The following is a 23333-nucleotide window of genomic DNA, read 5'->3' on the forward strand; positions in this document are numbered from 1 at the left end:
ACCCCATGACCGACATAGCGCAACCCCGCCCCCACGCCCTCGACGCGGTCGTCGCCGCCGCGCTGTTCGCCTGCGCGGTCCCCGGCAGCCTCGTCACCCTCCCCGGCCACGACCTCCGGGTCTCCTGGTGGCCCGGAGTACTGCTGGCCGGCGTCGCGTGTCTCGCACTGCTCTGGCATCGCGGCCGCCCCCGTACGACGGTCGCGGTGACCCTGGTCTGTGCCGCGGCCTCGTGCGCGCTCGGGTATCTCCTCACGGTCCTGCTGCTGGGACCGCTGATGGCCGCGCTGTACTCGCTGGCCGTACGCACCGACCGCAGAACCGCCAACACCGCCGCCGGCGCGGCCATCACGGCCCTCGTGATCACCTCACTGGTCGCCGGTCCCACCGACGAACCGCTGGTGCTCAAGTCGCTGGGTCCCATCGCCTGGCTGCTGCTGCCCACCGCCCTCGGGACCGTGAACCGGCTGCGCGCCGCCTATCTCGACGCGGTGCGGGCCCGCGCCGAGGACGCCGAGCGCAACCGGGAGGAGGAGACGCGGCGTAGGGTCGCCGAGGAGCGTCTCCGTATCGCCCGCGACCTGCACGACGTCGTCGCCCACCACCTCGTCCTCGCGGGCCTCCAGGCCGGCGCGGTCGCCAGGCAGCTGCCCGGGCAGCCGGAGGAGGCCGGGCGGCTGGCCCTCGAGCTGAGCGGTACGACGGCGACGGCGATGCGCGAACTCAAGGCGACCGTAGGCCTGTTGAGGGACACCACCGACGAGGAGGCCCCGCCGGTCGGACTCGCCCGGCTGGCGGATCTCGCCGCCTCGTTCCGGCACACCGGCCTCACGGTGACCGTCGTCCGCGAGGGCGAGCCGCGGCCCCTCTCCGCAGGTACGGATCTCATCGCGTACCGCATCGTGCAGGAGGCGCTCACCAACGTCACCAAGCACGCCGACACCCGTGCCGCCGAGGTGCGGCTCGGCTACTCCCCCGGGATGCTCCGCATCACGGTCACCAATGCCGGCGACCCCGCGCCCGCCGCCACGAGCGGCGGATACGGCCTGGTGGGGATGGATGAGCGGGCCCGTTCCGTCGGTGGCCGGGTCCGGGCGGGGCGTCGGGCGGAGGGCGGTTTCGAGGTCGTCGCCGAGCTGCCGACGTAACCCTCAGCACCCACTTGCTTAAGTCAAGCAATACACTTATGGTTGAGTAACTCAAGCAATCCTTCTTGTCCACGGAGGCCCTGCCATGTCCGACGCCCTTGCCCGACCCACCGCAGCGGGGCCCGCCCCGACGCGGTCGAACGCCATCGTGGCGGTGCTCGCCTTCGCCGGGATCGTCGTCGCGCTGATGCAGACGCTCGTCATCCCGATCGTCCCCGAACTGCCGAGGCTTCTTGACGCCTCGGCGTCGAACACCGCCTGGGCGGTCACCGCCACCCTGCTCGCGGCCGCCGTCGCCACCCCCGTGGTCGGCCGCCTCGGCGACATGTACGGCAAGCGCCGCATGCTCCTGGTCAGCATCGTTCTGCTGATCTCCGGCTCGGTCGTCTGCGCACTGGCCGACTCCGTGGTCCCGATGATCGTCGGACGCGCCCTGCAGGGCCTGGCCGCCGGCGTCATCCCGCTCGGCATCAGCATCATGCGCGACGTACTGCCCGCCGAGCGGCTCGCCGGGTCCACCGCCATGATGAGCGCCTCGCTCGGTGTCGGCGGCGCCCTCGGCCTGCCCTCCGCCGCCTTCATCGCGGACAACTTCGACTGGCACATCCTCTTCTGGACCTCCGCCGCCCTCGGCGTCGTCTCCTTCCTGCTCGTGCTGCTGCTCGTGCCCGAGTCCGACGTGCGGGCCGGCGGCCGCTTCGACCTCGTCGGTTCGCTGGGCCTGTCCGCCGGACTGGTGACCCTGCTGCTGGCCGTCTCCAAGGGTGGCGACTGGGGCTGGACGTCCGCAGGCACCCTGGGCCTCGGCATTTCCTCGGTGGTGATCCTGCTCGCCTGGGGCCGCTACGAGCTGCGCAGCAGCCGGCCACTGGTCGACCTGCGCACCACCGCCAAGCCCCAGGTGCTGTTCACCAACCTCGCCTCGGTCGCGCTCGGCTTCTCGATGTTCGCGATGTCCCTGGTCCTGCCGCAACTGCTCCAGCTCCCCGAGGCCACCGGCTACGGCCTGGGCAAGTCCATGCTCACCGTCGGCCTGGTCCTCGCCCCCCAGGGCCTCGTCATGATGGTCATGTCCGGCGTCTCCGCCGCCGTCACCAAGGCCAAGGGCCCCAAGCTCACCCTGATGATCGGCGCCCTGATCGTGGCCGCCGGCTACGGCCTCAACATCGTGCTCATGTCGGAGGTCTGGCACCTCGTCCTGGTCTCCTGCGTCATCGGCGGCGGCGTCGGCTTCACCTACGGCGCGATGCCCGCCCTGATCATGGGCGCCGTCCCGGAGTCCGAGACGGCCGCGGCCAACAGCCTCAACACCCTGATGCGCTCGCTCGGCACGTCCTTCGCCAGCGCCATCGCCGGTGTGATCCTGGCCCAGATGACCACCGACTTCGGCGGCTACGCCCTGCCGTCCGAGAACGGCTTCAAGGTGGTCATGGCGATCGGCGCCGGTGCGGCTCTGCTCGCCTTCGTGATCGCCTCCTTCATCCCGAAGAGGCGGACCACGGTGGTCGGCGCCGCCGACAGCCCGGCCGAGGCCGCCGAGGTCGCCAAGGCCTGATGACCGGACCGCGCCCCCGAAGCACCGCACTTCGGGGGCGCGGTCGTGCCGTCAGGGCGGGCCGCCCTCGTACGCCGCTCTCAGTACGGCGAGCGCCCCGTCCGCCGTGACCTCCCTGGGGTTGGCGTACGCCTGACCCGCCACCTGCGCGGCCACCGCCGCCAAGTCACCGTCCTTCAGGCCGAGTTCGGCGAGGGAGCGGGGCGCGCCGAGGTCTGTGGCCAGCCGCCACAGAGCTCTCGGGGCGTCGTCCGCGTCAAGGGCGCGGGCCACGGCGGCCACCGCGTCCGGGGCGGCGGGCGCGTTGAACGCGAGGGCGTGCGGCAGGACCACGGTGTGGGTCTCGGCGTGCGGCAGGCCGAAGGTGCCGCCGAGGACGTGGCACAGCTTGTGGTGCAGGCCCATCGTGGTGGCGCCCAGGCAGGAGCCGCACAGCCAGGCGCCGTAGAGGGCACGGCCGCGGGCGTCCAGGGACCCTGGGTCGGCGGCGACGTCGGGGAGTGCGCGGGCCATCGCCCGTACACCGTCCTCGGCCATCAGCGCGATCAACGGGGAGGTGTCCGGGGCGTAGAGCGCCTCGACGCCGTGTGCGATCGCGTTGACGCCGCTGGTCACGGAGAGCGGTACGGGCAGGGAGAGGGTGAGTTCGGGGTCGTAGACGATGCTGCGGGGCAGGACGCCTGGATCGCGGCCGGTGCGTTTGGCGCCGTGTTCGGTCAGGCCCCAGACGGGGGTCGCCTCGGAGCCGGAGTATGTGGTGGGTACCGCGATCAGGGGCAGGCCGGTGCCCAGGGCGATCGCCTTGCCGAGGCCGATGGACGAGCCGCCGCCGACCGCGACGCACCCGTCGGCGCCGGCGGCCCGTGCCGCCTCGACGCCTCGGTCTGCGACCTCCGCGGGGACGTGCATCCGGGCCCCGGTGTGCACTCCCGCGCAGGCCGGGCCGAGCGCGTCGGCGACCGCCTGCGCGGTGTCCGCACCGCGGGTGCCGGAGACGACCAACAGCCGCCGCAGACCGAGTCGTTGGGCTTCCTCCGGGGTCGCCGTGGTCGCGGCGCCGGGGCGCAGGACGACCCTCATGGGCGGGGCGTCGTGGACGAACTCCCTCATGAACGCTCCAGTACGAGGTCGACGCGCGCGTGCCGGAAGGGGTTCGGGACGCCGAACTCCCGTGCCAGGGAAGGGTCGTCGGTCGGTGTGAAGTCGCGGACGAGGCTCTGCTTGACGGCGAACACCGCGTCGGAGTCCAGGTAGGGGTCGCCGGCCACGAAGATGTGCGTGGTGACGGGAACGTGTCCGTCGGCGGAGGCGATGAAGTGGATGTGCGCGGGACGGTAGGGGTGCCGGCCGGTGGCCCGCAGCAGGTCGCCGACGGGGCCGTCCGTGGGGATGGGGTACGAGCTCGGCACACAGGTGCGGAACCGGAAACCGCCCTCGGGGTCGGCCGTGAACAGACCGCGGCCGTTGCCCAGCGGCTGGATCCCGGGCTGCTGGACGTCGTAGTAGCCCTGGTCGTTGGCCTGCCAGACGTCGACCGTCGCGCCGGGCAGCGGAGTTCCGTCCGTCGAGAGCACCCGGCCGCTCACCACACACGGCTCACCGCCGCCCAGGAGGTCGATGTCCGCCCCGAGTTCACGCGCCGGCGACTCGGTCATGTGGAAGGGGCCGAGGACCGTGCTCTCGGTGCCGTGGCCTTCGCTGTGGATCGTCTCGACGAGCATCGACAGTCCCAGCACGTCCGACAGGAGGATGAACTCCTGCCGGGTGTCCGTGCAGGACTGTCCGGTCGCCGTGAGGAAGCGGATCGCGGCCTCCCACTCGTCCTGGGTGAGCCGGGTCTCGCGCGCGAGGGCGTGCACGTGCCGGACGACGGCCGTGAGCAGTTCGCGCAGCCGGGGGTCGGCGGTGGTGCGCAGACTGTGCAGCGCCTCGTCGGTGACGTCGGTCATGTCGACTCCTTGCCCTGCGCGTCGGTCGGCCGAACCGTGGATGCCGACCCTACGCGGCGTCACTTGATGACGGCGTTCGCCACCACGACGCCCACGCCGAGCAGCGCGTCCACGACGCCGATCAGCAGGGCGTAGGGCCAGGAGCGGTGGGACCAGCGGGCCGTGCCGACGCCGAGGACGAACAGGAGAGTGATGTTCAGGGCGAACGCCGGGTACTCCGCGCCCTTCGCCGGCCACCAGCCCCAGCCCGCGCCGGCCAGGACGAGGGCCGTGGGCAGGACGGCCGTGATCAGGGGCCACTCGTTGACCAGGACGCGCAGGGCGTCGCCGCGGCGGTGCGGGGTGCGCTCGGCGATGTAGTGGGCGTAGCCGTGGGCGAGGGCGGAGGCGAGGGCCGTGACGAGGAGCCACACGGCGTCGTAGCGGCGGGACTCCTGGTCGGTGTGGCCGTACTGGGTGAGCGCGGCGACCATGGAGCAGGCCAGGACCGCGCCGTAGACGCCGCCGAACAGCAGGCTCTCGCGGGTGTCGTGCGCGTGCCGCTCGGCCGCGGCGGCCCGGGTGTCGGTGTCGGCCATGTCCTCCACGATCACCCGGGTCCCGGCACCCCGCCAGTCCGCGACGAAGTGTCCTCCCACCTGGGCCGATACCCCACACCTTGTCCACGGCGAAGATCGGCTCCCGGTGGTTAGGGTCGTGCCATGACCCACAGTTTCGTTGTCCACATCCCCGACGCCGAGCTCGAACCCGAGCCCCTCGCCCCGGAGCAGATCGTCTCCGGCACGCCCGAGGTGACCGGGAAGGTGGTCTGGGAGTCGGAGGACGGCAGCCGGATCCGGGGGATCTGGCAGATCACGCCCGGGGTGGTCACGGACACCGAGGCGGACGAGCTGTTCGTGGTGATCAGCGGTTCGGCGACCGTCGAGGTCGAGGGCGGGCCGACGCTGGAGGTCGGGCCCGGCGACATGGCCGTGCTGCGCGAGGGCGACCGTACGACGTGGACGGTGCACGAGACGCTGCGCAAGGCGTACGCGATCAACCTGTAGGCGGCCGCGGTCAGACCGTCGGGGGCGGTGGTGGCGCCGTCGTGCCGCGGATCTCCAGGGTGGGCGCCGCCAGGTGCACCCGTCCCGCTCCCCCGCCGCCCTCGAAGCGGTCCATCAGACAGCGGGCCGCGCGGCGGCCGACCTCGTGGTTGGCGCTGTCGACGGTGGTGAGCCAGACGTGGCGCAGGCTCGCGATACGGGTGTTGTCGTAGCCGACGACCGACAGGTCGCGCGGAACCCGCAGCCCCAGTTCCTCGGCCGCCGACAGTACGCCGACCGAGGCGATGTCGTTGACGGCGAAGACGGCGGTGGGCCGTTCGGGGCGGCTCAGCAGCCGGACGGTGGTGCGGTAGCCGCCCTCCTCCGTCATGTCGCTCGACTCCACCACCCCGCTCAGGCCGTGCGCCCGCATGGTCGCCTCGAAGCTCCGCCGGCGCAGCTCGCCGACCGCGCCGTACCCCGCGATGTGCGCGATCCGCCGGTGACCGAGCCCGATGAGGTGCTCGGTGACCAGACGGGCGCCCTGTTCGTCGTCGTTGGCGACCAGGTCCACGCCCGGCAGGACCGGTTCGCGGGCGCCCGCGACGACGACCGGGATGCGCTCGGCGATCGCCCCGAGCGTGGCAGGCTCGGGCAACGTGCCGACGACGACAAGACCGTCGGCGCGCAGGTCGAGGAAGGGGCCGGTCACGTCCTGCCCGGTGCGGCGGTTGAGGCGGGTGTCGGCCATCAGCATGTGCAGGCCGTTGTCGTGCAGCAGGGAGTTGAGGCCGTCGAGCAGGTCGACGAACCAGGGGTTGCGCAGGTCGTTCAGGAGTACGCCGACCGTGCGGGTGCGCTGCTCGCTGAGGCTGCGGGCGGCGGCGTTGGGGCGGTAGCCGAGCTCCGCCATGGCCCGCTCGACCGCCTCGCGCTTCTCGGGGCGTACCTGCTCGGAGCCGCGCAGCACGAGGGAGACCAGGGACTTGGAGACGCCGGCCCGGTCGGCCACGTCGCGGATGGTCGGGGGTCTCATGCTCTGGACCGTTCCATGGGGCTGCATGTCCTGTCAAAGGGTTGACACCTGCCGAAACCGCGCTCAGGGTGGCCTGGACAGATTGTGGACCGGTCCAAAGAGGGGCTGTCATGGTGGATTCGCTCGGGGTCGCCGTCGTCGGGTTCGGCTGGATGGGCCGGGTGCACACCCAGGCGTACGCCCGTGTCCTGCACCACTACCCGAAGCTGGGCCTGCGTCCGGAGCTGGTGACCGTCGCCGAGGAGGTGCCGGGGCGGGCCGAGGAGGCCGCCGCGCAGTTCGGGTTCGCCTCGACGGCCCGGGACTGGCGGGAGGTGGCCGCCGATCCGCGCGTCCGGGCCGTCAGCATCACCGCGCCGAACTTCCTGCACCGGGAGATCGGGGTCGCGATGGCCGAGGCCGGCAAGCACATCTGGATCGAGAAGCCGGTGGGGCTGAGCGCCGAGGACGCCCGGTCGGTGGCAGACGCGGTCGCCGAGGCCAGTGTCCACAGCGCCGTCGGCTTCAACTACCGCAACGCGCCCGCCGTGGAGAAGGCCCGCGACCTGATCGCCTCCGGCGCCATCGGCACGGTCACCCACGTCCGCGTGCGACTCTTCAGCGACTACGCGGCCCACCCCGAGGGCGCCCTGACCTGGCGGTACGAGAAGGAGCGCGGCGGCAGCGGAGTGCTGGGCGACCTCGCCTCGCACGGCGCCGACCTGGCCCGGTATCTGCTCGGCGACATCACCGCCCTCACCGCCGACACCGCGATCTTCGTGCCGGAGCGGGCCCGGCCGACCGGTGCCACGGCGGGCCATTCCCGTGCCTTTGGCGGGGAGTTGGGCCCGGTCGAGAACGAGGACTACGTCAACTGTCTGCTCCGCTTCGCCTCCGGCGCCCGAGGGGTCCTGGAAGCCTGCCGGGTCTCGGTCGGCGAGCAGAACAACTACGGCTTCGAGGTGCACGGCACCAAGGGCGCGGTGTTCTGGGACTTCCGCCGGATGAACGAGCTCGGCGTCAGCCTCGGCACCAGCTACCAGGACCAGCCCGTCAGCACGGTCCATGTCGGGCCGGGCGACGGCGAGTTCGGGGCGTTCCAGCCGGGCGCCGCGAACGCGATGGGCTACGACGACCTCAAGGTGGTCGAGTGTCATCGCTTTCTGCGCTCGATCGCGGAGGGCACCCCGCACGGGGCGACGCTCGCGGACGCCGTGCACAGTGCCGTCGTACTCGACGCGATGGCGCGGTCGGCCGAGAGCGGCGCGTGGGTCAACCTGTGAGCGCCGTGGGCATGTTGTAGGGAGTCACCACCTGTATCGCGGACGGCAGGGTCGGTCCCGCGGGTGGCAGCGCGCCGTGCTCGCGCATCACCAAGTGGCAGGCCTCGCGCAGGTCTTGGCGCAGGTCGTGGTGGAGGACGGCGGACAGCCGGTGTTCGCGCAGGAGCCGGTCGTTGTCGTGGTCGAGGTCGTGTGCGATGAACACCGCGCACTCCCGGCCTAGATCCTCGAAGGCCTTCAGGGTGGCGATGTTGCCGCCGCCGATGGAGTAGACCGCGCGGATGTCCGGGTCGCGTTCCAGCGCGGCCCGGACGAGGTCGTACTGGGTGGCGTCCAGGCCCTGCCCCTCGGCGATCTCGACCAGCGCGCGGTGCGGGTGGCGGGCCCGCATGGCGCTGCGGAAGCCCATCTCGCGCTCCTCCTCGTTGCGGAAGAAGCCGCTGCTGAGGCTGGTCAGGACGTTGCCGGGGCGATCGCCCAGCCACTGGCCCATGAGGTAGGCGGCCGTGGCGCCCGCGGCTCGGTTGTCGATGCCGACGTACGCCAGGCGCGGGGTGGTGGGCAGGTCGGTGACCAGGGTGACCACGGGGATGCCCGCCCGGTCGAGCCGGCCGACGGCGGCGGCGACCTCGGGGACGTCCGGCGCCTTGAGGATGACGCCCTGCGAGCCGCGCCGCGCGATCCGGTCCAGGGTCCTGACCTGCTCCTGGACCGGGCCGGTCTCGCGGAAGTGGAAGCGGGAGCGGACCACCGCCGGGTGCAGGGCCGGCAGCTCGGCCTCCAGGGCCGCGCGGACCGCGGTGGAGAAGCGCTCCGGTGTCTGCATCACTATGTCGATCATGAAGGTGCGGCCGACCAGTCTGACCTGGGTGCGCTGCCGGTCCAGGTCGGCGATGGCCTGCTGGACCTCGCGGGCGGTGCTCTCCCGGACCCCTCCCCTGGCGTTCAGGACACGGTCGACGGTGGCCTCGCTCAGACCCGCCTGACGTGCGATCTCCCGGATCGGGAAGGGGTGGCCCATGCCGCGGCTCCTTGAGGGGTTTTTGATGGACCCGTGCCGGTTGTTCGACGGGTTTGTACTGACAAGAATGACAGCGCTGCGTCGCCCCTGTCACCGAGAGGACGTCGATGTCCTTCACCTCCGTACAACGCCGTGCGTGGCTGTCCGAGCAGGACTGCGACCTCGCCGTCCTCCGCACGCTCGTAGAGCGGACCACCGACCTCGCCGACTACCCGTACGCCGACTCCGTGGACCGTAATGTCCTGGTCTACGACAGTGCGCGCGTCGGTGCCGTCAAGGACCGCCGGGAGCTCCAGGAGGAGCTCGTCCGCGCCCTCACCGACGGGCCGGGGGTCGTGGTCTTCCGCGGCGCCTTCCCCGATCCGGCCGTGGTGGACCGGGCGAGCGAGGTCTTCGAGGCGCTGATCCGCGAGCAGTACGCGGCGGGCACCACGGCCGGGGACCACTTCGCCAAGCCCGGTGACAACGAGCGGGTGTGGAACGCGCTGGAGAAGGCGGCCCTGTACGACCCCTCCACCTTCGCCGACTACTACGCGAGCCCCGTGCTGGCGCTGGTGTCCGAGGCCTGGCTCGGTCCCGGCTACCAGGTCACCTCCCAGGTCAACGTGGTCAACCCGGGCGGCCTCGCCCAGACCCCGCACCGCGACTACCACCTCGGGTTCCTCTCCGACGAGGCGGCCGCGGCCTATCCCGCGCACGTGCACCGCCTCTCCCCCGTGCTCACGCTCCAGGGCGCGGTCGCGCACTGCGACATGCCCGTGGAGTCCGGGCCGACCCTGTACCTGCCGTACTCGCAGCTCTTCGAGGCGGGCTATCTGGCGTGGCGGCGGCCGGAGTTCACGGCGTACTTCAAGGAGCGGCACGTCCAGCTGCCCCTGGCGAAGGGCGACGCCGCCTTCTTCAACCCGGCGCTGCTGCACGCCGCCGGGACCAACCGCACCACCGACGTACGGCGGGTGGCGAACCTGCTCCAGGTGTCCTCGGCCTTCGGGCGCGCGATGGAGACCGTGGACCGGGAGACGGTGGTGAACGCGGTCTACCCCGTGCTGCTGCGGCGCGCGTCCGAGGGCGTGGGCGAACAGTGGCTGGAGAACGTGATCGCCGCGAGCGCCGAGGGCTACCCCTTCCCCACCAACCTCGACAGTGATCCGCCGGTCGACGGGCTGGCCCCGCCGTCACAGGCGGATCTGGTCCGGCGGGCGCTGCGCGAGCGGTGGACGCCGCGCACGCTGCGGGACGGGCTGCGAGCGGGCGCCGAGCGGCGCGAGAGCTGAAAGGACAGCGGTTCATGGGACTTCTCGACGACAAGGTCGTCCTCGTCAACGGCGGCAGCCAGGGCGTGGGCGCGGCGATCGCGCGGGCCGCGGTGCGTGAGGGCGCGGTGGTGGCCGTGTCCGGGCGGCGGCCGGAGCCGGGCGAGGCGCTGGTCGCCGAGCTGACGGCCGCCGGGGGCAAGGCGATGTTCGTACGCGCCGATCTCGCGGACGCCGAGCAGGCCAAGGCGTCCGTGGCCGAGGTGGTCACCGCGTACGGCCGGATCGACTGCCTGGTGAACTCGGCGGGGCTGACCTCCCGGGGCACGCTCCTGGACACCACGCCCGAGCTGTTCGACCAGCACATCGCGATCAACCTCAAGGCGCCGTTCTTCGCGATGCAGGCCGCGGTCGCCGACATGGTGGGCCGTGGGGCCCCCGGCACGGTCGTCAACATCATCACGTCCTCGGCGCACGGCGGGCAGCCCTTCCTCGCCCCGTACGTCGCCGCGAAGGCCGGGCTCATCGGGCTGACCCGCAATGCGGCGCACGCGCACCGGTGGGACCGGGTGCGGATCAACGGCCTGAACATCGGCTGGACCGCGACCGAGGGCGAGGACGCGACGCAGAAGGCGTTCCACGGTGCCGAGGACGGCTGGCTCGAGGAGGCCGCGGCGAGGCTGCCGATGGGCAAGCTGGGCCAGCCGGACGAGATCGCCGACTTCGTGGTGCTGCTGCTGTCGGACCGGTCGGGCGTGGTCACCGGGTCTGTGATCGACTGGGATCAGAATGTGCTGGGGGGTCTCGACTAAGGATTTGCCGTGGTTTGTCGGTGGTCGGCTGCGGGTTGTCCGTGGCTGGTCGCGCAGTTCCCCGCGCCCCTGACGGGGCGCCCCCGCCCCGCCTGTTTCAAGGAGTGACCCCCCCTCATGCGTATTGGCATTCTCGGCCTCGGCCGTATCGGCGCCTTCCACGCCGAGACCCTGTCCGGACTCGACGTCGTCGAGTCGCTCGTGCTCACCGACCCGTTCGCGGACGCCGCCAAGGCCGCCGCGGAGAAGTTCGGCGGCGAGGTCGTGGACTCGCCGGAGGCCCTGCTGGCCGCCGGTGTGGACGGCATCGTCGTGGCGGCCGCGACCGACGCCCACCCGGCGCTCATCCGGGCCGGTGTCGAGGCCGGCATCCCGGTCTTCTGCGAGAAGCCCGTCGCCAAGCACATGAGCGAGGGCGTGGAGGTGCTCAAGGCGATCCAGGGCACGGACGTGCCGATCCAGATCGGCTACAACCGCCGCTTCGACGCCGGTTTCGTCGCAGCGCGGGCCGCCGTCCAGTCCGGTGAGCTCGGCAAGCTGCACACCGTACGGTCCACCACCCTGGACCCGGCGCCGCCGCCGGCCGCGTACGTCGCCGCCTCCGGTGGCATCTTCCGGGACTGCTCGGTGCACGACTTCGACATCATCCGCTGGGTGACCGGCCGCGAGGCCGTCGAGGTGTACGCCGTCGGCGGCAACCGGGGTGCCGACTACATCAAGGCGGCGGGCGACGCCGACACCACCGGCGCCCTCCTCACCCTCGACGACGGCACGATCGCGGTGATCTCCAACTCCCGCCACAACGCCCGGGGTTACGACGTCCGCATGGAGATCCACGGCTTCACGGACTCCATCGCGGTGGGCCTGGAGGACAAGCTGCCGCTGCGCTCGGTCGAGCCCGGGGTCACGTTCCCGGCCGGCACTCCGCACGACTTCTTCATGGACCGGTTCACCGAGGCCTACCGCGCCGAACTCACCGCGTTCACCGAGGTCGTCGCGGGCACCCGCACCTCCCCCTGCACGGTCGAGGACGCCCTGGAGGCGGGCTGGATCGCCGAGGCGTGCACACTGTCCCTCAACGAGCACCGCCCCGTCACCATCGAGGAGGTACGGCAGGCATGAGCGAGCCGGGCCGGGAACACCTGCGTATCGGAGTACTGGGAGCCGCGCGCATCACCAGCAGCTCCCTCGTCGACCCGGCCCGGATCACCGGCCACCGCCTGGTCGCGGTGGCCGCCCGCGACCGGTCCCGCGCCGAGGCGTTCGCGAGCGAGCACGGCGTGGAGCGGGTCGTGGACTCCTACGCCGACCTGCTCGCCGACCCCGAGGTCGACGTCGTCTACAACCCGCTCCCCAACGGCCTGCACGGCCCGTGGAACCTCGCCGCCCTCGCGGCCGGCAAGCACGTCCTGAGCGAGAAGCCGTCGGCGAGCAACGCCGAGGAGGCCGCCGAGGTACGGGACGCGGCGGCCAAGTCCGGGACGGTCTTCATGGAGGCCTTCCACTACCTCTTCCACCCGGTCACCCGGCGCCTGCACGAGATCCTGGCGAGCGGCGAGATCGGGGACCTGGAGCGGGTGGAGGCGCTGGTCGCGATCGGCTCCCCGCCGGACACCGACCCCCGCTGGTCGCCGCCGCTGGCCGGCGGCGCCGTGATGGACCTGGGCTGCTACAGCCTGCACGCGCTGCGCCGGCTCGCCCCGTTCGCGGGCGGCGCGCCGCGGCTGGTCTCCGCACGGGGCGGGGAGCGCGCGGGCGCGCCGGGCGTCGACGAGTGGCTGGACGCCGACCTGGAGTTCCCGGGCGGCGCCACCGGGTCCGCGCGCTGCCACATGGCCTACGACGGGCTGGACATGAGCATCCGGATCACCGGCAGCCGCGGTGAGGTGAGCGCGCCGAACTTCGTGCTGCCGCATCTGGACGACCGGGTCGTGGTGCGCACGAGCGAGGGCGAGCGGACCGAGCGGCTCGGCACCCGGTCGTCGTACACCTACCAGCTGGAGGCGTTCGCGGCCCGGGTGCGGGAGGGTACGCCGCTGCCGCTGGACGCGGACGACGCGGTGGCGACGATGGAGCTGATCGACGCGAGTTACCGTTCGGCGGGGTTCGAGCCGCGGCCGCGGTCGGTCCTGAAGTAGTAGGTGCCCCCGGGGTACGGCTCCCCCGTGGCGCTCTCCCAGGCACGCGTCACCTCGTCGGACCGGACCAGGTCGAAGGCCCTGAAGCACCTGGCGTGGACGTACTGGGTGTCCGCTCGGTCGGCGAGGTCGGTCAGGGAGCGCAGGTCGGCGAGTGTCGAGTCGAGGTCACCGGTGACGACCCTGGCGAGCAGGGCGTCGGCGAGCACGTCCCGGATGGTCGCCAGTTGGGCCTCGACGCCCGGAAGGTCGTCGTGGTCCAGCAGGACGGCCTCGGCCTCCTCGTAGCAGGCCACGGTCGCGGTGAGGTCGCCGGTGGACCGGAGCGCCTGGCCGAGGACGTGGAGCCGGCGGGCGGTGAGCGGGCCGTGGGTCCGCCAGTCGGACTCGGCCAGCCTTCTGGTGAGCGTGACGGCCTCGCGGGCGCTCGTCACGGCCGACTCGGCGTCCGACGCGCCTTCCTGACGGATACTCAAGTTGGCGAGGACACGGGCCAGTTCCGGCTCGTAGGCGGGGTCACGGGCCGCGGCGCGCCGGTATGCGGCCACACTGCGCCGCGTCACCACGACCGCCTCCGTGTTATCGCCGGCCCGCCGATGGCAGCGGGCGAGGTCGTCCAGCGTCTTCGCGAGCAGTGGATCGCCCTCCTGCGACCGGTCGGCGTACAGGTCGGCCAGTTCCTGGAGGGTGCTCACTTCCTCGTCGTGCGCGTCCGCTTCGGAGAGCCTCTCGGACAGACACTCCAGCGCGACAGTCAGCCATGCCGCTCCCGCCGGGGTCCGCGCCTCGGCCACCGCCGCCTCGGCCGTGGCACGGGCCGCGTCCCGGTCTCCCCTGGCGCTGTGACAGCGGGCGAGGTCCACGAGCAGGCGTACGCGCAGGGGGCGCACGATCTCCGGGAAAGAGAAGGCGGCCGCTCCCCCCACGGACTCCCGCGCCTCGGGAGCGAGCGCCAGGGCCTCCTCGTACCGCCCGAGATCCGTCAGGCCGCCGACCAGTTCCACGAACACGCGCGGCATGACGAGCAGTACCCGGCTGACTTGCCGCAGCGACATCGACCGCAGCAGGGCGGCGCACTCCTCGTACACGAGCACGGACTGTTCCGTGTGCCCGAGCACCCCGAGCACCAGCGCGTAGGTGCGCAGGGCGCCCGGCAGGGAGCCCAGGGCGCGGTCCCGGCGGGCCGGAGCCGGGGCTCGACGGTACGCCTCGACGCACTGCCGGGCCTCCTCCAGCGCCTCCTCGGTCCGGCCGCACTCCAGGAGCGACTGGGCCCGGACGAACCGCAGATGCGCGGCCTGCGCCGGCGACAGCCGGGCTCCGGGCACGGTGGTCGCGGCGTCCACCGCCACGCACGCCTCCTCGTACCGGTCCACCAGGGTCAGCGTCTGCGCGTGCAGGGCCAGGGCACGCGCCAGCCGGTCCGGGGCGCCCGGGCGCGCGCGGTACAGGGCGACCGCCTCCTGTGCCCAGGACAGCCGGCGCTCGGACGGCCGTGGCCGCACCAGCACCCAGCCGGGGGCGGCGCACCGCAGCAGGACGGCACCGAGCAGCGGACCGCCGATGCCCGGCGCCAGGCGGGCCAGGCCACGGAAGACCGGCAGCAGAACCCACATACGCGCCCCTTCCCCCTGTTTCCCGTGTGCCGAGCGCCGGCCGAAGCCGCGCCGCCTCCGCCACGCCTGCCATGATCGGCCCATGGCCGTACACATCGTCCCCGCCCAAGTCGCCGACATCCACCAGGTATTGGCAAACCACTCCCGCTACTGGGGCGACCGCGACCTGCGTTCGCTCCATCTCCTCGCCCTGGTCCAGGAGTTCGGCTCGACGTGTCTGGTCGCCCGTGCCGAGGACGGCATCCGCGGCTATCTCATCGGCTTCGTGACACCCGACGGCACGGGGTACGTGCATCTGATCGCCACCCGCGACGACGCCCGTGGCACCGGCCTCGGCCGCGACCTGTACGCCGCCTTCACCGCGGCGGCCCGTGCGCAGGGTGCCGTCCGGCTGAAGGCGATCACCTCCGTCGCCAACGAGGGTTCTGTCGCCTTCCACCGCGGCCTGGGCTTCGAGGCGCGGGTCGAGGAGGACTACAACGGGCCCGGGATGCCGATGGTCGTCTTCACACGAGCTCTCCCCGCCACACCGTGACCGCGCCGCCGGTCAGTCGGACCCGGTCGCCGCGCACCTCGGTGCGGACCAGGCCCGTCCGCGCGGACGCCTGGAGACCGACCAGCCGATCCCGCCCCAGGCGTGCGGCCCAGTAGGGCGCGAGACCGGTGTGCGCGCTGCCGGTGACCGGGTCCTCGGGGATGCCGTTGGCGGGGGCGAAGAAGCGGGAGACGAAGTCGTACGGCCCTCCCGGACCGTCCGCCGCGGCCGTGACGATGACGGCGCGCAGCCCCTCGCGGACCGTCAGCGCGGCCAGGGCGGCCAGGTCGGGGTTCACCGTCCGGACGGCGCCCTCGTCAGGCAGGACGGCCAGCAGGTCGCCGAGGCCGCGGGTGCGGTAGGTCGCCTCGGGCTCGGTGCCCAGGGCCGTGGACAGGCCGGGCGGCGCCGGGATCCCGGTGGCGGGCGCGGCGGGGAAGTCGAGGGTGATGCCGTCGCCGTCGAGGTGCGCGACGAGGGTGCCGTGCAGCCGGCTGCGGAACCGGAGCTCGCCGCGCAGCCCGCGTGTGGTGCGCAGGACGTGTGCGGTGGCCAGGGTGGCGTGGCCGCACAGCTTGGCCTCGACCTTCGGGGTGAACCAGCGGATGGCCCAGTCGGCCTCGGCCCCGGCGGGCAGTGGCAGGGCGAACGCCGTCTCGGAGTGGGCCAGTTCGGCGGCCATCTGACGCATCCAGACGTCGTCGGGCCAGTCCCCGGCGGGCAGCAGACACACGCCCGCCGGGTTTCCGGCGAAGGGGCGATCGGTGAAGGCGTCGACCACGTGGAGGGGGAACATGGCCGGACTCTAATGACGCCGGTCTCCGCCCGGCTGGTCCAGTCGGAAAGAAGTGGATCAGTACAGCGACGGTCGCTCCACCAGCTCGACCTCGACCCGGCCGCCGTCCCGCAGGGCCCGTACGCCCGCCTCGCACACGGCTGCCGCCGCGTACCCGTCCCAGGTGCTCGGCCCGGTGACCTCGCCCCGACGCGACGCGTCGACCCAGCTCTGGAGCTCACGGTCGTAGGCGTCGGCGAAGCGGTCGATGAAGTCCTGGGCGATGGTGCCGCCCCAGCGCCCCGCCATGTTGGTGACCATGGCGTGGCCGTCGCCGATGCGGGCGGTGCCGCGTTCGCAGACCACCTCGGCCTGGACCTGGTAGCCGAAGCCGCAGTTGACGAAGATCTCGACGTCGACGACCGCGCCGCCGTCCGTCTCGAAGACCACGAACTGCGGGTCCTGGAGGCCCTCCGGGGCGCTCGCCGTCGGGGTCGGCCGCAGCACGGTGACGGCGGTGATCTCCTGGCCGAGCAGCCAGCGGGTCACGTCCGTCTCGTGCGCCACCGAGTCACTGACGAGCATCTCGCTGGTGAAGAAGGGCGGACTGGCCGCGTTGCGATGCCGGTTGTGCAGCATCAGCGGCCGCCCCAACTGGCCTGTCTCCAGAAGGGACTTGAGCTTCATGTACTCGGCGTCGTAGCGCCGCATGAAGCCGACCTGGACCCGGCGGTGCCCGAGCTTTCGCTCGGCCTCCAGCACCCGCAGCGCGGATGCCGAGTCCGGGGTGAGCGGCTTCTCGCACAGGACCGGCAGATCGCGCTCCAGGGCGGCGAGCAGCGCCGCCTCGTGCGCCGGGCCCGACGAGGCGATCAGTACGGCGTCGACGTCGGGCGCCGCGAGCGCCGTCGCCATGTCGGTGTACGCGGTGCAGCCGTCGACGCGGGCCGCGACGGCCTTGGCCCGCTCCGCGTCGACGTCCACGACGGCGCTCACCCGCGCCCCGCTGATGACCTCTTCGATCCGGCGCACATGGTCGGCGCCCATCTTTCCCGTACCGATGACCGCGACTTGGAGCGGTGCACGCCGGCTCATGACCGTCCTCTCGGACTCCGCAGAATCAGGCTCAGGCTCGCTGGAACAGGCTTCGCAGGAACGCGCGGGTGCGGAGGGTCAGGCTCCGCAGGACCGCAGGAACTTGCGGGTGCGTACGGCGATCGGCAGCGGCTTGTCCGGTTCGCACGGGTACATGTCCTGCTCGACGATGGCGAACAGCTCCACGCCGAGCCTCTGCGCCGCGACCAGCACCGGCTCCAACTCCGGTACGCCGGACGGCGGTTCGCACATCACTCCGCGCTGCACCGCCGGACCGAACGGCACCTCGTTCGCCACGACGTCGGCGAGGATCGCCGGGTCGACCTGCTTGAGGTGGAGGTAGCCGATGCGTTCGCCGTACGTCTCGATCAGCTTGACGCTGTCGCCGCCGCAGTAGGCGTAGTGGCCGGTGTCCAGGCAGAGGTTGACCAACTCGGAGTCGGTGGAGTCGAGGAACCGCTCGACGTGGTCCTCGGTGTCGATGTGGGTGTCGGCGTGCGGGTGCACGACGATGTCGAGGCCGTACGCCTCCTTCACCTCGTGGCCGAGCCGCTCCATGCCCTTGGTGAGGTACGCCCACTGCTCGTGGGTCAGCTCCGGGGGCTCCAGGATCTCGGCGGTCTTGTCGTCCCGCCAGAAGGAGGGGATGACGACGAGGTGCCGGGCACCCATCGCCTGGGTGAGGGCGGCGACCTGGCTGACGTGCTCCCAGGTCGACTCCCACACCGAGGGTCCGCGGTGCAGGCCGGTGAAGACGGTGCCGGCCGACACCTTCAGGTTCCGCCGGGTCACCTCGTCCGTGAGGCGGGCCGGGTCGGTGGGGAGGTAGCCGTAGGGGCCCAACTCGATCCAGGGGTAGCCCGCTTCGGCGACCTCGTCCAGGAAGCGTTCCCAGGGGACCTGCTGGGGGTCGTCCGGGAACCAGACGCCCCAGGAGTCGGGGGCGGAGCCGACCCGGATGCGGTCCAGGGCGGTCACGACGCGTCTTCCTTGGTCGTCGCGACCGGCGCCTTGAGGTCCTGTGCCTCCGGGAGTTCTTCGACGTCGACGCCGCGGACCTGGGACAACTCGTGCTTGAGGGCGGCGAGTTCGGAGCCGCCGGCCATGTGGTTGGTGAGTTCTTCGAGGCTGACCTCGTCGCGGGCGGCGTTGAGTTCCATGGTGCCCAGGCGCAGCACGCTGAAGTGGTCGCCGACCATGTAGGCGTGGTGGGGGTTGTGGGTGATGAAGATGACGCCCAGGCCGCGGTCGCGGGCGGCGGCGATGTACTTCAGCACCACGCCGGACTGCTTGACGCCGAGCGCGGCGGTCGGCTCGTCCAGGATCAGCACCCGGGCACCGAAATAGACGGCGCGGGCGATGGCCACGCACTGGCGCTGGCCGCCCGACAGCGTCCCGATGGGCTGTTCGAGGTCGTCCAGGACGATGCCCATGTTGCGGAGCTCTTCGTCGGCCGTCTTCTTCATCTGCTCGATGTCCAGGCGGCGGATCGGCCAGGGGCCCTTGGTGAGCTCGGAGCCGAGGAAGAAGTTGCGCCACACCGGCATCAGCGGGACGACGGCGAGGTCCTGGTAGACGGTGGCGATGCCCTTGTCGAGGGCTTCTCGGGGGGTGGTGAAGCGGACCGGGGCGCCGTCGACGAGGAACTCGCCCTCGGTGTGCTGGTGCAGCCCGGAGATGATTTTGATCAGGGTCGACTTGCCGGCGCCGTTGTCGCCGAGCACACAGGTGACCTGGCTGGGGAAGACCTTCAGGTCCACGCCGTGCAGGGCCCGGATATTGCCGTACGCCTTGCCTGCGTTGCGGAGTTCGACGATCGCCCCGTCGGTGGCGGGGGCGTCGTCGGCGAGGACGGCACCGTGGGTGCCGGCTTCGTTGGTGGATGTCATTGCGGTCACCTCCGGGTCGCCGTGCGGCTGACCCACAGATTGATCAGGACGGCGCCGAGCAGCATCACGCCGAGGAAGGCCTTGAACCAGTCCGGGTTCCAGCCGGCGTAGACGATGCCCTGCTGCACCATGCCGAACATGAACGCGCCGAAGACCGGGCCGATCGCGGAGCCGGCGCCGCCGGTGAGCAGACAGCCGCCGATGACGGCCGCGGAGATGTAGATGAGCTCCTGGCCCACGCCCTCGCCGGACTGCACGGTGTTGAAGGAGAACAGGTTGTGCATGCCGACGAACCAGGCGCCGAAGCCGACCAGCATGAACAGGGAGATCTTCGTGAAGGTCACGGGGACACCGACCGCGCGGGCGGAGTCCTGGTTGCCGCCGACCGCGAAGATCCAGTTGCCGTACTTGGTGCGGAGCAGGACCCAGGTCGCCAGCGCGGCGAAGACCAGCCAGTACACGATGGTGATCTTGATCTGGACGCCGCCGACCTCGAAGGACGAGGCGAACACCTTCTTCGCCTGGGAGAAGCCGTCCATGGTGCTGATGTCGTCGGTGGCGACGTTCCCGGTGACCAGCTTGGTGACCGCCAGGTTGACGCCCTGGAGGATCAGGAAGGTACCGAGGGTGATCAGGAAGCTGGGCAGACCGGTCTTGACCACCAGCCAGCCGTTGAGGAAGCCGATCGCCAGCGACACCAGGAGGGCGGCGATCACACCCGCCCACACGTTCAGCGTGAGCTGGTAGGCGAGCATGCTCGCGGTGAGCGCCGAGGTGATGACCGCGACGCCGGAGGAGAGGTCGAACTCGCCGCCGATCATCAGCAGCGCGACCGGGAGGGCCATGATCCCGATGGTCGACGACTGGTAGAGGATGTTCGCCATCGAGCTGCCGTCGCGCACCGGCGGGGCGGCGACGAGGAAGAACACCCACACCGCCATGGCGCCCAGGAAGACACCGACGTCGGGGCGGGCCAACAGGCGCAGGGCCAGGGGCCGTTGAGCGGTCCGGCCGTCGGTTTCCTTCCGGCCGGGGGCCGGCGGTGTGGTCACCGCCGGCTCGGCGTGCTGGGTCATACCCATCACCGGGTGCCCTTCGAGGCGAACTCGGCGACCTTGTCGACGTTGGACTTGTCGACGAAGGCCGGGCCGGTCAGCACCGGCTGCTCACCGCCGCCCATGTAGTTGCCGTTGTTCTTGTACAGCCACAGCGAGTCGATCGCCAGGTAGCCCTGGAGGTAGGGCTGCTGGTCCACCGCGAACTCGATGGTGCCCTTGCTGATGGCGCCCGTCAGGTCCTTGTTGAGGTCGAAGGTGGCGATCTTGGCCTTGCTGCCCGCGTCCGACACCGACTGCACCGCGGTCAGCGCGAAGGGGGCGCCGAGGGTGACGACGTAGTCGATCGACTTGTCCTGGCTGAGCTTGGCGGTGATCGTCGACTGCACGGACGGCATGTCGGTGCCGTTGACGTTGAGCGTCTGGAGCTTGCCGTCGAAGGTCTTGTCGACGCCGTCGCAGCGCTGGGTCAGGCCGATGTTGCCCTGCTCCTGGACGACACAGACGGCGTTCTTGGCGCCGGCCTCGTTCAGTCGCTTGCCGAGCGCCTCACCGGCGACGGTCTCGTCCTGACCGAAGAACTCCATCAGACCGAGCTTCTGCCACTCGCTCACACCGGAGTTGAGGCCGACCACGGGGATCCCGGCCTCCTTCGCCTTGGCTATGACGTCCTTGAGGGCGTCCGGCTTGGCGAGGGTGACGGCGATGCCGTCGACCTTCTGGTCGATGGCGTTCTGGATGAGGCCGGCCTGCTTGGCCGCACTCGGGTCGGCCGAGTAGACCAGCTTGACGTTGTCCTTGGCGGCCGCGGCCGTGGCGCCCTTGCGGACGATGTCCCAGAACGTGTCACCGGCCGACTGGTGCGTGACCAGGGCGATCGTCATGCGCGGAGTACTCGCCTTGCCCGCGGAGGCGCCGTCCGCGCTCTCCTCGGACTTCTTGCCCCCGGAGCTGCTGGAGCAGCCGGCGAGGGTCAGGGCAGCCGCCGCGGCGATCGCCACAACAGGGGCGAATCGACGGGAACGGGAGTGAGAAGAGCGGTCCATCTTTCCTGCACCTCACTGTGCTTCACGGGGGGAAAGGGAGAGAGATCTCGGGGATCCGAGGCCCGGGATCTTGGCATGTCCGGGTCGCGTGCCGCAAATACGCGGGTTGTACTGGGACGGGATCCAATCCCTTGGCGGTCCCACTGTCAATACTTTGTTAAGACATCATTTCACAATCAGGTCCGAATGTAAGTACAAACCATTGACAGGTTCACCCTTCGAGGCCTACACCTGGGAGGCGACAGGCCCCCTGGGACTCGAGGAGCGTCACACATGGCCGATTCATCCCAGCCCTTCGACTTGATCACGATCGGCCGCATAGGAGTTGATCTTTACCCACTCCAGTCTGGCGTGCCACTGAGCGATGTGCAGAAGTTCGGAAAGTTTCTGGGTGGTTCGGCGGCCAATGTTTCGGTGGCGGCTGCCCGGCTGGGCCGCACCGCCGCCGTGATCACCCGCACCGGCGACGACCCCTTCGGGGCCTATCTCCACACGGCGCTCAGGGAGTTCGGCGTCGACGACCGCTGGGTGACCCCGGTGGCCGCCTACCCGACGCCGGTCACGTTCTGTGAGATCTTCCCTCCCGACGACTTCCCGCTGTACTTCTACCGTCGGCCGAAAGCTCCTGACCTGGAGATTCACACCGAGGAGCTGGACTACTTCGCCATCCGCGCGGCCCGTATCTTCTGGATCACCGGCACCGGTCTGAGCGAGGAGCCGAGCCGTTCGGCCACCCTCGCCGCGCTCAAGGCCCGCGCCAAGGCGGGTACCACCGTCTTCGACCTGGACTGGCGGCCGGCTCTGTGGAACGACACGGCCTGGAGCGACCCGGAGGAGGCCCGCCCCTACTACGCCGAAGCCCTGCGGCACGCCACGGTCGCCGTCGGCAACCTCGACGAGTGCGAGATCGCCACCGGCGTGCGCGAGCCCCGCGCCTGTGCGGAGGCCTTGCTGGAAGCGGGAGTTGAACTCGCGGTCGTCAAACAGGGCCCCAAGGGTGTGCTGGCCCTGCACCGCGACGGCACGACCGCCGAGGTCCCGCCGGTCCCCGTCGAGGTGGTCAACGGCCTCGGCGCGGGCGACGCGTTCGGCGGCGCGCTCTGCCACGGACTGCTGTCCGGCTGGGAGTTGGAGCGGATCATGCGGTACGCCAACGCGGCCGGCGCGCACGTCGCCGCCCGGCTGCCCTGCTCCACCGCGATGCCGACGACGGCCGAGGTCGAGGGTCTGCTGAGCGGAGTCGCGTCGTGAGCATCGGCATCCGCGACCTCGCCTCGGTCCGGGCCCGGCACCCGGAGGCCGTCACCGAGGCGGCCGCCCGGCGCGTCCGGCGCCCCCTGATCGGCGACAGCGGCCGCCTGATGATCGTCGCCGCGGACCACCCGGCCCGCGGCGCCCTGGGCGTGGGCGACCGGAAGCTGGCCATGGCCGACCGCGCCGACCTGCTGGAACGCCTCTGTGTCGCGCTGTCCCGGCCGGGCGTGGACGGGGTGCTGGGCACCGCCGACATCCTCGAGGACCTGCTCCTGCTCGGTGTGCTGGAGAACAAGGTCGTCATGGGCTCGATGAACCGCGGCGGCCTCGCGGGCGCCGCCTTCGAGCTGGACGACCGCTTCACCGGCCACCGCGCCCGGGATCTCGCCCGGCTCCGCTTCGACGCGGGCAAACTGCTGCTGCGCATCGACTACGCCGACCCGGGCTCACTGACCACCCTGGAGTCCACCGCCCGCGCGATCGACGACATGGCCGCGCACCGACTCCCGCTGTTCGTCGAGCCGTTCATCTCCCGCCGGACCGGCGGCAGGGTCGTCAACGACCTCTCCCCCGAGGCCGTCACCAGGTCGATCGCCATCGCCTCGGGCCTCGGCGGCACCTCGGCCTACACCTGGCTGAAGCTGCCCGTCACCCACGACCCCGACGACATGGCGCAGGTGCTGGAGACCTCCACCCTCCCCGCGGTACTGCTCGGCGGCGAGGTCGACGACCAGGAGGCCGCCTACGAGCGCTGGCGCAAGGCCCTCAGGCTGCCCACGGTCCAGGGCATGGTCGTGGGCCGGTCGCTGCTCTACCCGGCCGAGGGCAGTGTGGAGACGGCGGTCGACACGGCCGTCGGACTGCTGTGA

At 71.5% G+C, this 23333-nt stretch carries 23 protein-coding genes; 11 read left to right on the forward strand and 12 right to left on the reverse strand.

What is annotated here, in order from left to right:
• Positions 1-5 precede the first annotated feature (5 nt).
• Complete coding sequence (locus ABKA17_RS08315) at positions 6-1148, forward strand: sensor histidine kinase (RefSeq protein WP_353691239.1); 1143 nt, start codon at positions 6-8, stop codon at positions 1146-1148.
• Between the two features lie 85 nt (positions 1149-1233).
• Complete coding sequence (locus tag ABKA17_RS08320) at positions 1234-2703, forward strand: MFS transporter (protein WP_353691240.1); 1470 nt, start codon at positions 1234-1236, stop codon at positions 2701-2703.
• 51 nt (positions 2704-2754) lie between these two features.
• Here ABKA17_RS08320 and ABKA17_RS08325 read toward each other — a convergent pair whose 3' ends face one another.
• The 3 genes from ABKA17_RS08325 to ABKA17_RS08335 are packed head-to-tail and all read right to left on the reverse strand — an operon-like array spanning position 2755 to position 5230.
• Positions 2755-3813: a maleylacetate reductase gene (locus tag ABKA17_RS08325; protein ID WP_353691241.1), complete on the reverse strand. Its 1059-nt coding sequence runs from the start codon at positions 3811-3813 to the stop codon at positions 2755-2757.
• Positions 3810-4652 (reverse strand): dioxygenase family protein, encoded by an 843-nt coding sequence (locus tag ABKA17_RS08330; RefSeq protein WP_353691242.1) that lies wholly within the window; start codon positions 4650-4652, stop codon positions 3810-3812. The genes ABKA17_RS08325 and ABKA17_RS08330 overlap by 4 nt, the downstream gene beginning before the upstream one ends.
• A 59-nt stretch (positions 4653-4711) precedes the next feature.
• Positions 4712-5230 (reverse strand): hypothetical protein, encoded by a 519-nt coding sequence (locus ABKA17_RS08335; protein WP_353691243.1) that lies wholly within the window; start codon positions 5228-5230, stop codon positions 4712-4714.
• Positions 5231-5353: 123 nt separating this feature from the next.
• Between ABKA17_RS08335 and ABKA17_RS08340 the strand changes: the two genes are divergently transcribed.
• Positions 5354-5698 carry a cupin domain-containing protein gene (locus ABKA17_RS08340; RefSeq protein ID WP_353691244.1) on the forward strand — a complete coding sequence of 115 codons (345 nt, stop codon included), beginning with the start codon at positions 5354-5356 and terminating at the stop codon, positions 5696-5698.
• A 10-nt stretch (positions 5699-5708) separates the two neighbouring features.
• Here the strand turns inward: ABKA17_RS08340 and ABKA17_RS08345 are convergent, their stop codons facing one another.
• Positions 5709-6713 (reverse strand): LacI family DNA-binding transcriptional regulator, encoded by a 1005-nt coding sequence (locus ABKA17_RS08345; RefSeq protein WP_353691245.1) that lies wholly within the window; start codon positions 6711-6713, stop codon positions 5709-5711.
• 110 nt (positions 6714-6823) lie between these two features.
• Here ABKA17_RS08345 and ABKA17_RS08350 point away from each other — a divergent pair, with 110 nt between their 5' ends.
• Entirely contained in the window at positions 6824-7975 is a 1152-nt protein-coding gene (locus ABKA17_RS08350; protein ID WP_353691246.1) for a Gfo/Idh/MocA family protein, read from the forward strand.
• Here the strand turns inward: ABKA17_RS08350 and ABKA17_RS08355 are convergent.
• Complete coding sequence (locus tag ABKA17_RS08355; RefSeq protein ID WP_353691247.1) at positions 7965-8996, reverse strand: LacI family DNA-binding transcriptional regulator; 1032 nt, start codon at positions 8994-8996, stop codon at positions 7965-7967. The two genes, ABKA17_RS08350 and ABKA17_RS08355, sit on opposite strands and share 11 nt — an antisense overlap.
• 107 nt (positions 8997-9103) lie before the next feature.
• On the opposite strand from ABKA17_RS08355, the gene ABKA17_RS08360 reads away from it, so the two are divergent.
• The 4 genes from ABKA17_RS08360 to ABKA17_RS08375 all read left to right on the forward strand — a co-directional run bounded on the left by ABKA17_RS08360 (position 9104) and on the right by ABKA17_RS08375 (position 13199).
• Positions 9104-10270, forward strand: coding sequence for a phytanoyl-CoA dioxygenase family protein (locus ABKA17_RS08360; RefSeq protein WP_353691248.1), 1167 nt, complete (start codon positions 9104-9106; stop codon positions 10268-10270).
• Between the two features lie 14 nt (positions 10271-10284).
• Entirely contained in the window at positions 10285-11061 is a 777-nt protein-coding gene (locus ABKA17_RS08365; protein ID WP_353691249.1) for an SDR family oxidoreductase, read from the forward strand.
• 117 nt (positions 11062-11178) lie between these two features.
• Entirely contained in the window at positions 11179-12183 is a 1005-nt protein-coding gene (locus ABKA17_RS08370) for a Gfo/Idh/MocA family protein (protein ID WP_353691250.1), read from the forward strand.
• Positions 12180-13199, forward strand: coding sequence for a Gfo/Idh/MocA family protein (locus tag ABKA17_RS08375; protein ID WP_353691251.1), 1020 nt, complete (start codon positions 12180-12182; stop codon positions 13197-13199). Before ABKA17_RS08370 ends, ABKA17_RS08375 begins: the two co-directional genes overlap by 4 nt.
• Here the strand turns inward: ABKA17_RS08375 and ABKA17_RS08380 are convergent.
• A complete protein-coding gene (locus ABKA17_RS08380; protein ID WP_353691252.1) occupies positions 13151-14815 on the reverse strand; it encodes a hypothetical protein in 1665 nt (554 codons plus the stop codon). The genes ABKA17_RS08375 and ABKA17_RS08380 overlap by 49 nt on opposite strands.
• An 82-nt stretch (positions 14816-14897) precedes the next feature.
• Here ABKA17_RS08380 and ABKA17_RS08385 point away from each other — a divergent pair, with 82 nt between their 5' ends.
• Positions 14898-15350: a GNAT family N-acetyltransferase gene (locus tag ABKA17_RS08385; RefSeq protein WP_353691253.1), complete on the forward strand. Its 453-nt coding sequence runs from the start codon at positions 14898-14900 to the stop codon at positions 15348-15350.
• On the opposite strand, the gene ABKA17_RS08390 is transcribed toward ABKA17_RS08385, so the two are convergent.
• The 6 genes from ABKA17_RS08390 to ABKA17_RS08415 form a co-directional block, all read right to left on the reverse strand.
• Positions 15322-16146 (reverse strand): PhzF family phenazine biosynthesis protein, encoded by an 825-nt coding sequence (locus tag ABKA17_RS08390; RefSeq protein WP_353691254.1) that lies wholly within the window; start codon positions 16144-16146, stop codon positions 15322-15324. The two genes, ABKA17_RS08385 and ABKA17_RS08390, sit on opposite strands and share 29 nt — an antisense overlap.
• Positions 16147-16203: 57 nt before the next feature.
• Complete coding sequence (locus ABKA17_RS08395; protein ID WP_353691255.1) at positions 16204-17220, reverse strand: Gfo/Idh/MocA family protein; 1017 nt, start codon at positions 17218-17220, stop codon at positions 16204-16206.
• Positions 17221-17298: 78 nt separating this feature from the next.
• Positions 17299-18198 carry a sugar phosphate isomerase/epimerase family protein gene (locus tag ABKA17_RS08400; protein ID WP_353691256.1) on the reverse strand — a complete coding sequence of 300 codons (900 nt, stop codon included), beginning with the start codon at positions 18196-18198 and terminating at the stop codon, positions 17299-17301.
• Positions 18195-19109, reverse strand: a complete 915-nt coding sequence (locus tag ABKA17_RS08405) for an ATP-binding cassette domain-containing protein (RefSeq protein WP_353691257.1) — start codon at positions 19107-19109, stop codon at positions 18195-18197. The genes ABKA17_RS08400 and ABKA17_RS08405 overlap by 4 nt, the downstream gene beginning before the upstream one ends.
• A 5-nt stretch (positions 19110-19114) precedes the next feature.
• The gene (locus ABKA17_RS08410) at positions 19115-20191 is read right to left on the reverse strand and encodes an ABC transporter permease (protein ID WP_353691258.1); all 1077 of its coding nucleotides are present in this window, start codon (positions 20189-20191) and stop codon (positions 19115-19117) included.
• Entirely contained in the window at positions 20191-21210 is a 1020-nt protein-coding gene (locus ABKA17_RS08415) for a sugar ABC transporter substrate-binding protein (protein WP_353691259.1), read from the reverse strand. The genes ABKA17_RS08410 and ABKA17_RS08415 overlap by 1 nt, the downstream gene beginning before the upstream one ends.
• A 273-nt stretch (positions 21211-21483) precedes the next feature.
• Between ABKA17_RS08415 and iolC the strand changes: the two genes are divergently transcribed.
• Together iolC and ABKA17_RS08425 are read left to right on the forward strand one after the other, a co-directional pair.
• Positions 21484-22461 (forward strand): 5-dehydro-2-deoxygluconokinase, encoded by a 978-nt coding sequence (iolC, locus tag ABKA17_RS08420; protein ID WP_353691260.1) that lies wholly within the window; start codon positions 21484-21486, stop codon positions 22459-22461.
• Positions 22458-23333 (forward strand): Cgl0159 family (beta/alpha)8-fold protein, encoded by an 876-nt coding sequence (locus tag ABKA17_RS08425; RefSeq protein WP_353691261.1) that lies wholly within the window; start codon positions 22458-22460, stop codon positions 23331-23333. The genes iolC and ABKA17_RS08425 overlap by 4 nt, the downstream gene beginning before the upstream one ends.

This window comes from Streptomyces sp. RG80 (genome assembly GCF_040446465.1).
GTDB lineage: Bacteria > Actinomycetota > Actinomycetes > Streptomycetales > Streptomycetaceae > Streptomyces.

What these genes read in the sequence shown, in the direction of transcription:
- ABKA17_RS08315 (WP_353691239.1), top strand. Translation starts at nt 6, where the DNA reads ATGACCGACATAGCGCAACCCCGCCCCCACGCCCTCGACGCGGTCGTC.
- ABKA17_RS08320 (WP_353691240.1), top strand. Translation starts at nt 1,234, where the DNA reads ATGTCCGACGCCCTTGCCCGACCCACCGCAGCGGGGCCCGCCCCGACG.
- ABKA17_RS08325 (WP_353691241.1), bottom strand. Translation starts at nt 3,813, where the DNA reads ATGAGGGAGTTCGTCCACGACGCCCCGCCCATGAGGGTCGTCCTGCGC.
- ABKA17_RS08330 (WP_353691242.1), bottom strand. Translation starts at nt 4,652, where the DNA reads ATGACCGACGTCACCGACGAGGCGCTGCACAGTCTGCGCACCACCGCC.
- ABKA17_RS08335 (WP_353691243.1), bottom strand. Translation starts at nt 5,230, where the DNA reads ATGGCCGACACCGACACCCGGGCCGCCGCGGCCGAGCGGCACGCGCAC.
- ABKA17_RS08340 (WP_353691244.1), top strand. Translation starts at nt 5,354, where the DNA reads ATGACCCACAGTTTCGTTGTCCACATCCCCGACGCCGAGCTCGAACCC.
- ABKA17_RS08345 (WP_353691245.1), bottom strand. Translation starts at nt 6,713, where the DNA reads ATGAGACCCCCGACCATCCGCGACGTGGCCGACCGGGCCGGCGTCTCC.
- ABKA17_RS08350 (WP_353691246.1), top strand. Translation starts at nt 6,824, where the DNA reads ATGGTGGATTCGCTCGGGGTCGCCGTCGTCGGGTTCGGCTGGATGGGC.
- ABKA17_RS08355 (WP_353691247.1), bottom strand. Translation starts at nt 8,996, where the DNA reads ATGGGCCACCCCTTCCCGATCCGGGAGATCGCACGTCAGGCGGGTCTG.
- ABKA17_RS08360 (WP_353691248.1), top strand. Translation starts at nt 9,104, where the DNA reads ATGTCCTTCACCTCCGTACAACGCCGTGCGTGGCTGTCCGAGCAGGAC.
- ABKA17_RS08365 (WP_353691249.1), top strand. Translation starts at nt 10,285, where the DNA reads ATGGGACTTCTCGACGACAAGGTCGTCCTCGTCAACGGCGGCAGCCAG.
- ABKA17_RS08370 (WP_353691250.1), top strand. Translation starts at nt 11,179, where the DNA reads ATGCGTATTGGCATTCTCGGCCTCGGCCGTATCGGCGCCTTCCACGCC.
- ABKA17_RS08375 (WP_353691251.1), top strand. Translation starts at nt 12,180, where the DNA reads ATGAGCGAGCCGGGCCGGGAACACCTGCGTATCGGAGTACTGGGAGCC.
- ABKA17_RS08380 (WP_353691252.1), bottom strand. Translation starts at nt 14,815, where the DNA reads ATGTGGGTTCTGCTGCCGGTCTTCCGTGGCCTGGCCCGCCTGGCGCCG.
- ABKA17_RS08385 (WP_353691253.1), top strand. Translation starts at nt 14,898, where the DNA reads ATGGCCGTACACATCGTCCCCGCCCAAGTCGCCGACATCCACCAGGTA.
- ABKA17_RS08390 (WP_353691254.1), bottom strand. Translation starts at nt 16,146, where the DNA reads ATGTTCCCCCTCCACGTGGTCGACGCCTTCACCGATCGCCCCTTCGCC.
- ABKA17_RS08395 (WP_353691255.1), bottom strand. Translation starts at nt 17,220, where the DNA reads ATGAGCCGGCGTGCACCGCTCCAAGTCGCGGTCATCGGTACGGGAAAG.
- ABKA17_RS08405 (WP_353691257.1), bottom strand. Translation starts at nt 19,109, where the DNA reads ATGACATCCACCAACGAAGCCGGCACCCACGGTGCCGTCCTCGCCGAC.
- ABKA17_RS08410 (WP_353691258.1), bottom strand. Translation starts at nt 20,191, where the DNA reads ATGGGTATGACCCAGCACGCCGAGCCGGCGGTGACCACACCGCCGGCC.
- ABKA17_RS08415 (WP_353691259.1), bottom strand. Translation starts at nt 21,210, where the DNA reads ATGGACCGCTCTTCTCACTCCCGTTCCCGTCGATTCGCCCCTGTTGTG.
- iolC (WP_353691260.1), top strand. Translation starts at nt 21,484, where the DNA reads ATGGCCGATTCATCCCAGCCCTTCGACTTGATCACGATCGGCCGCATA.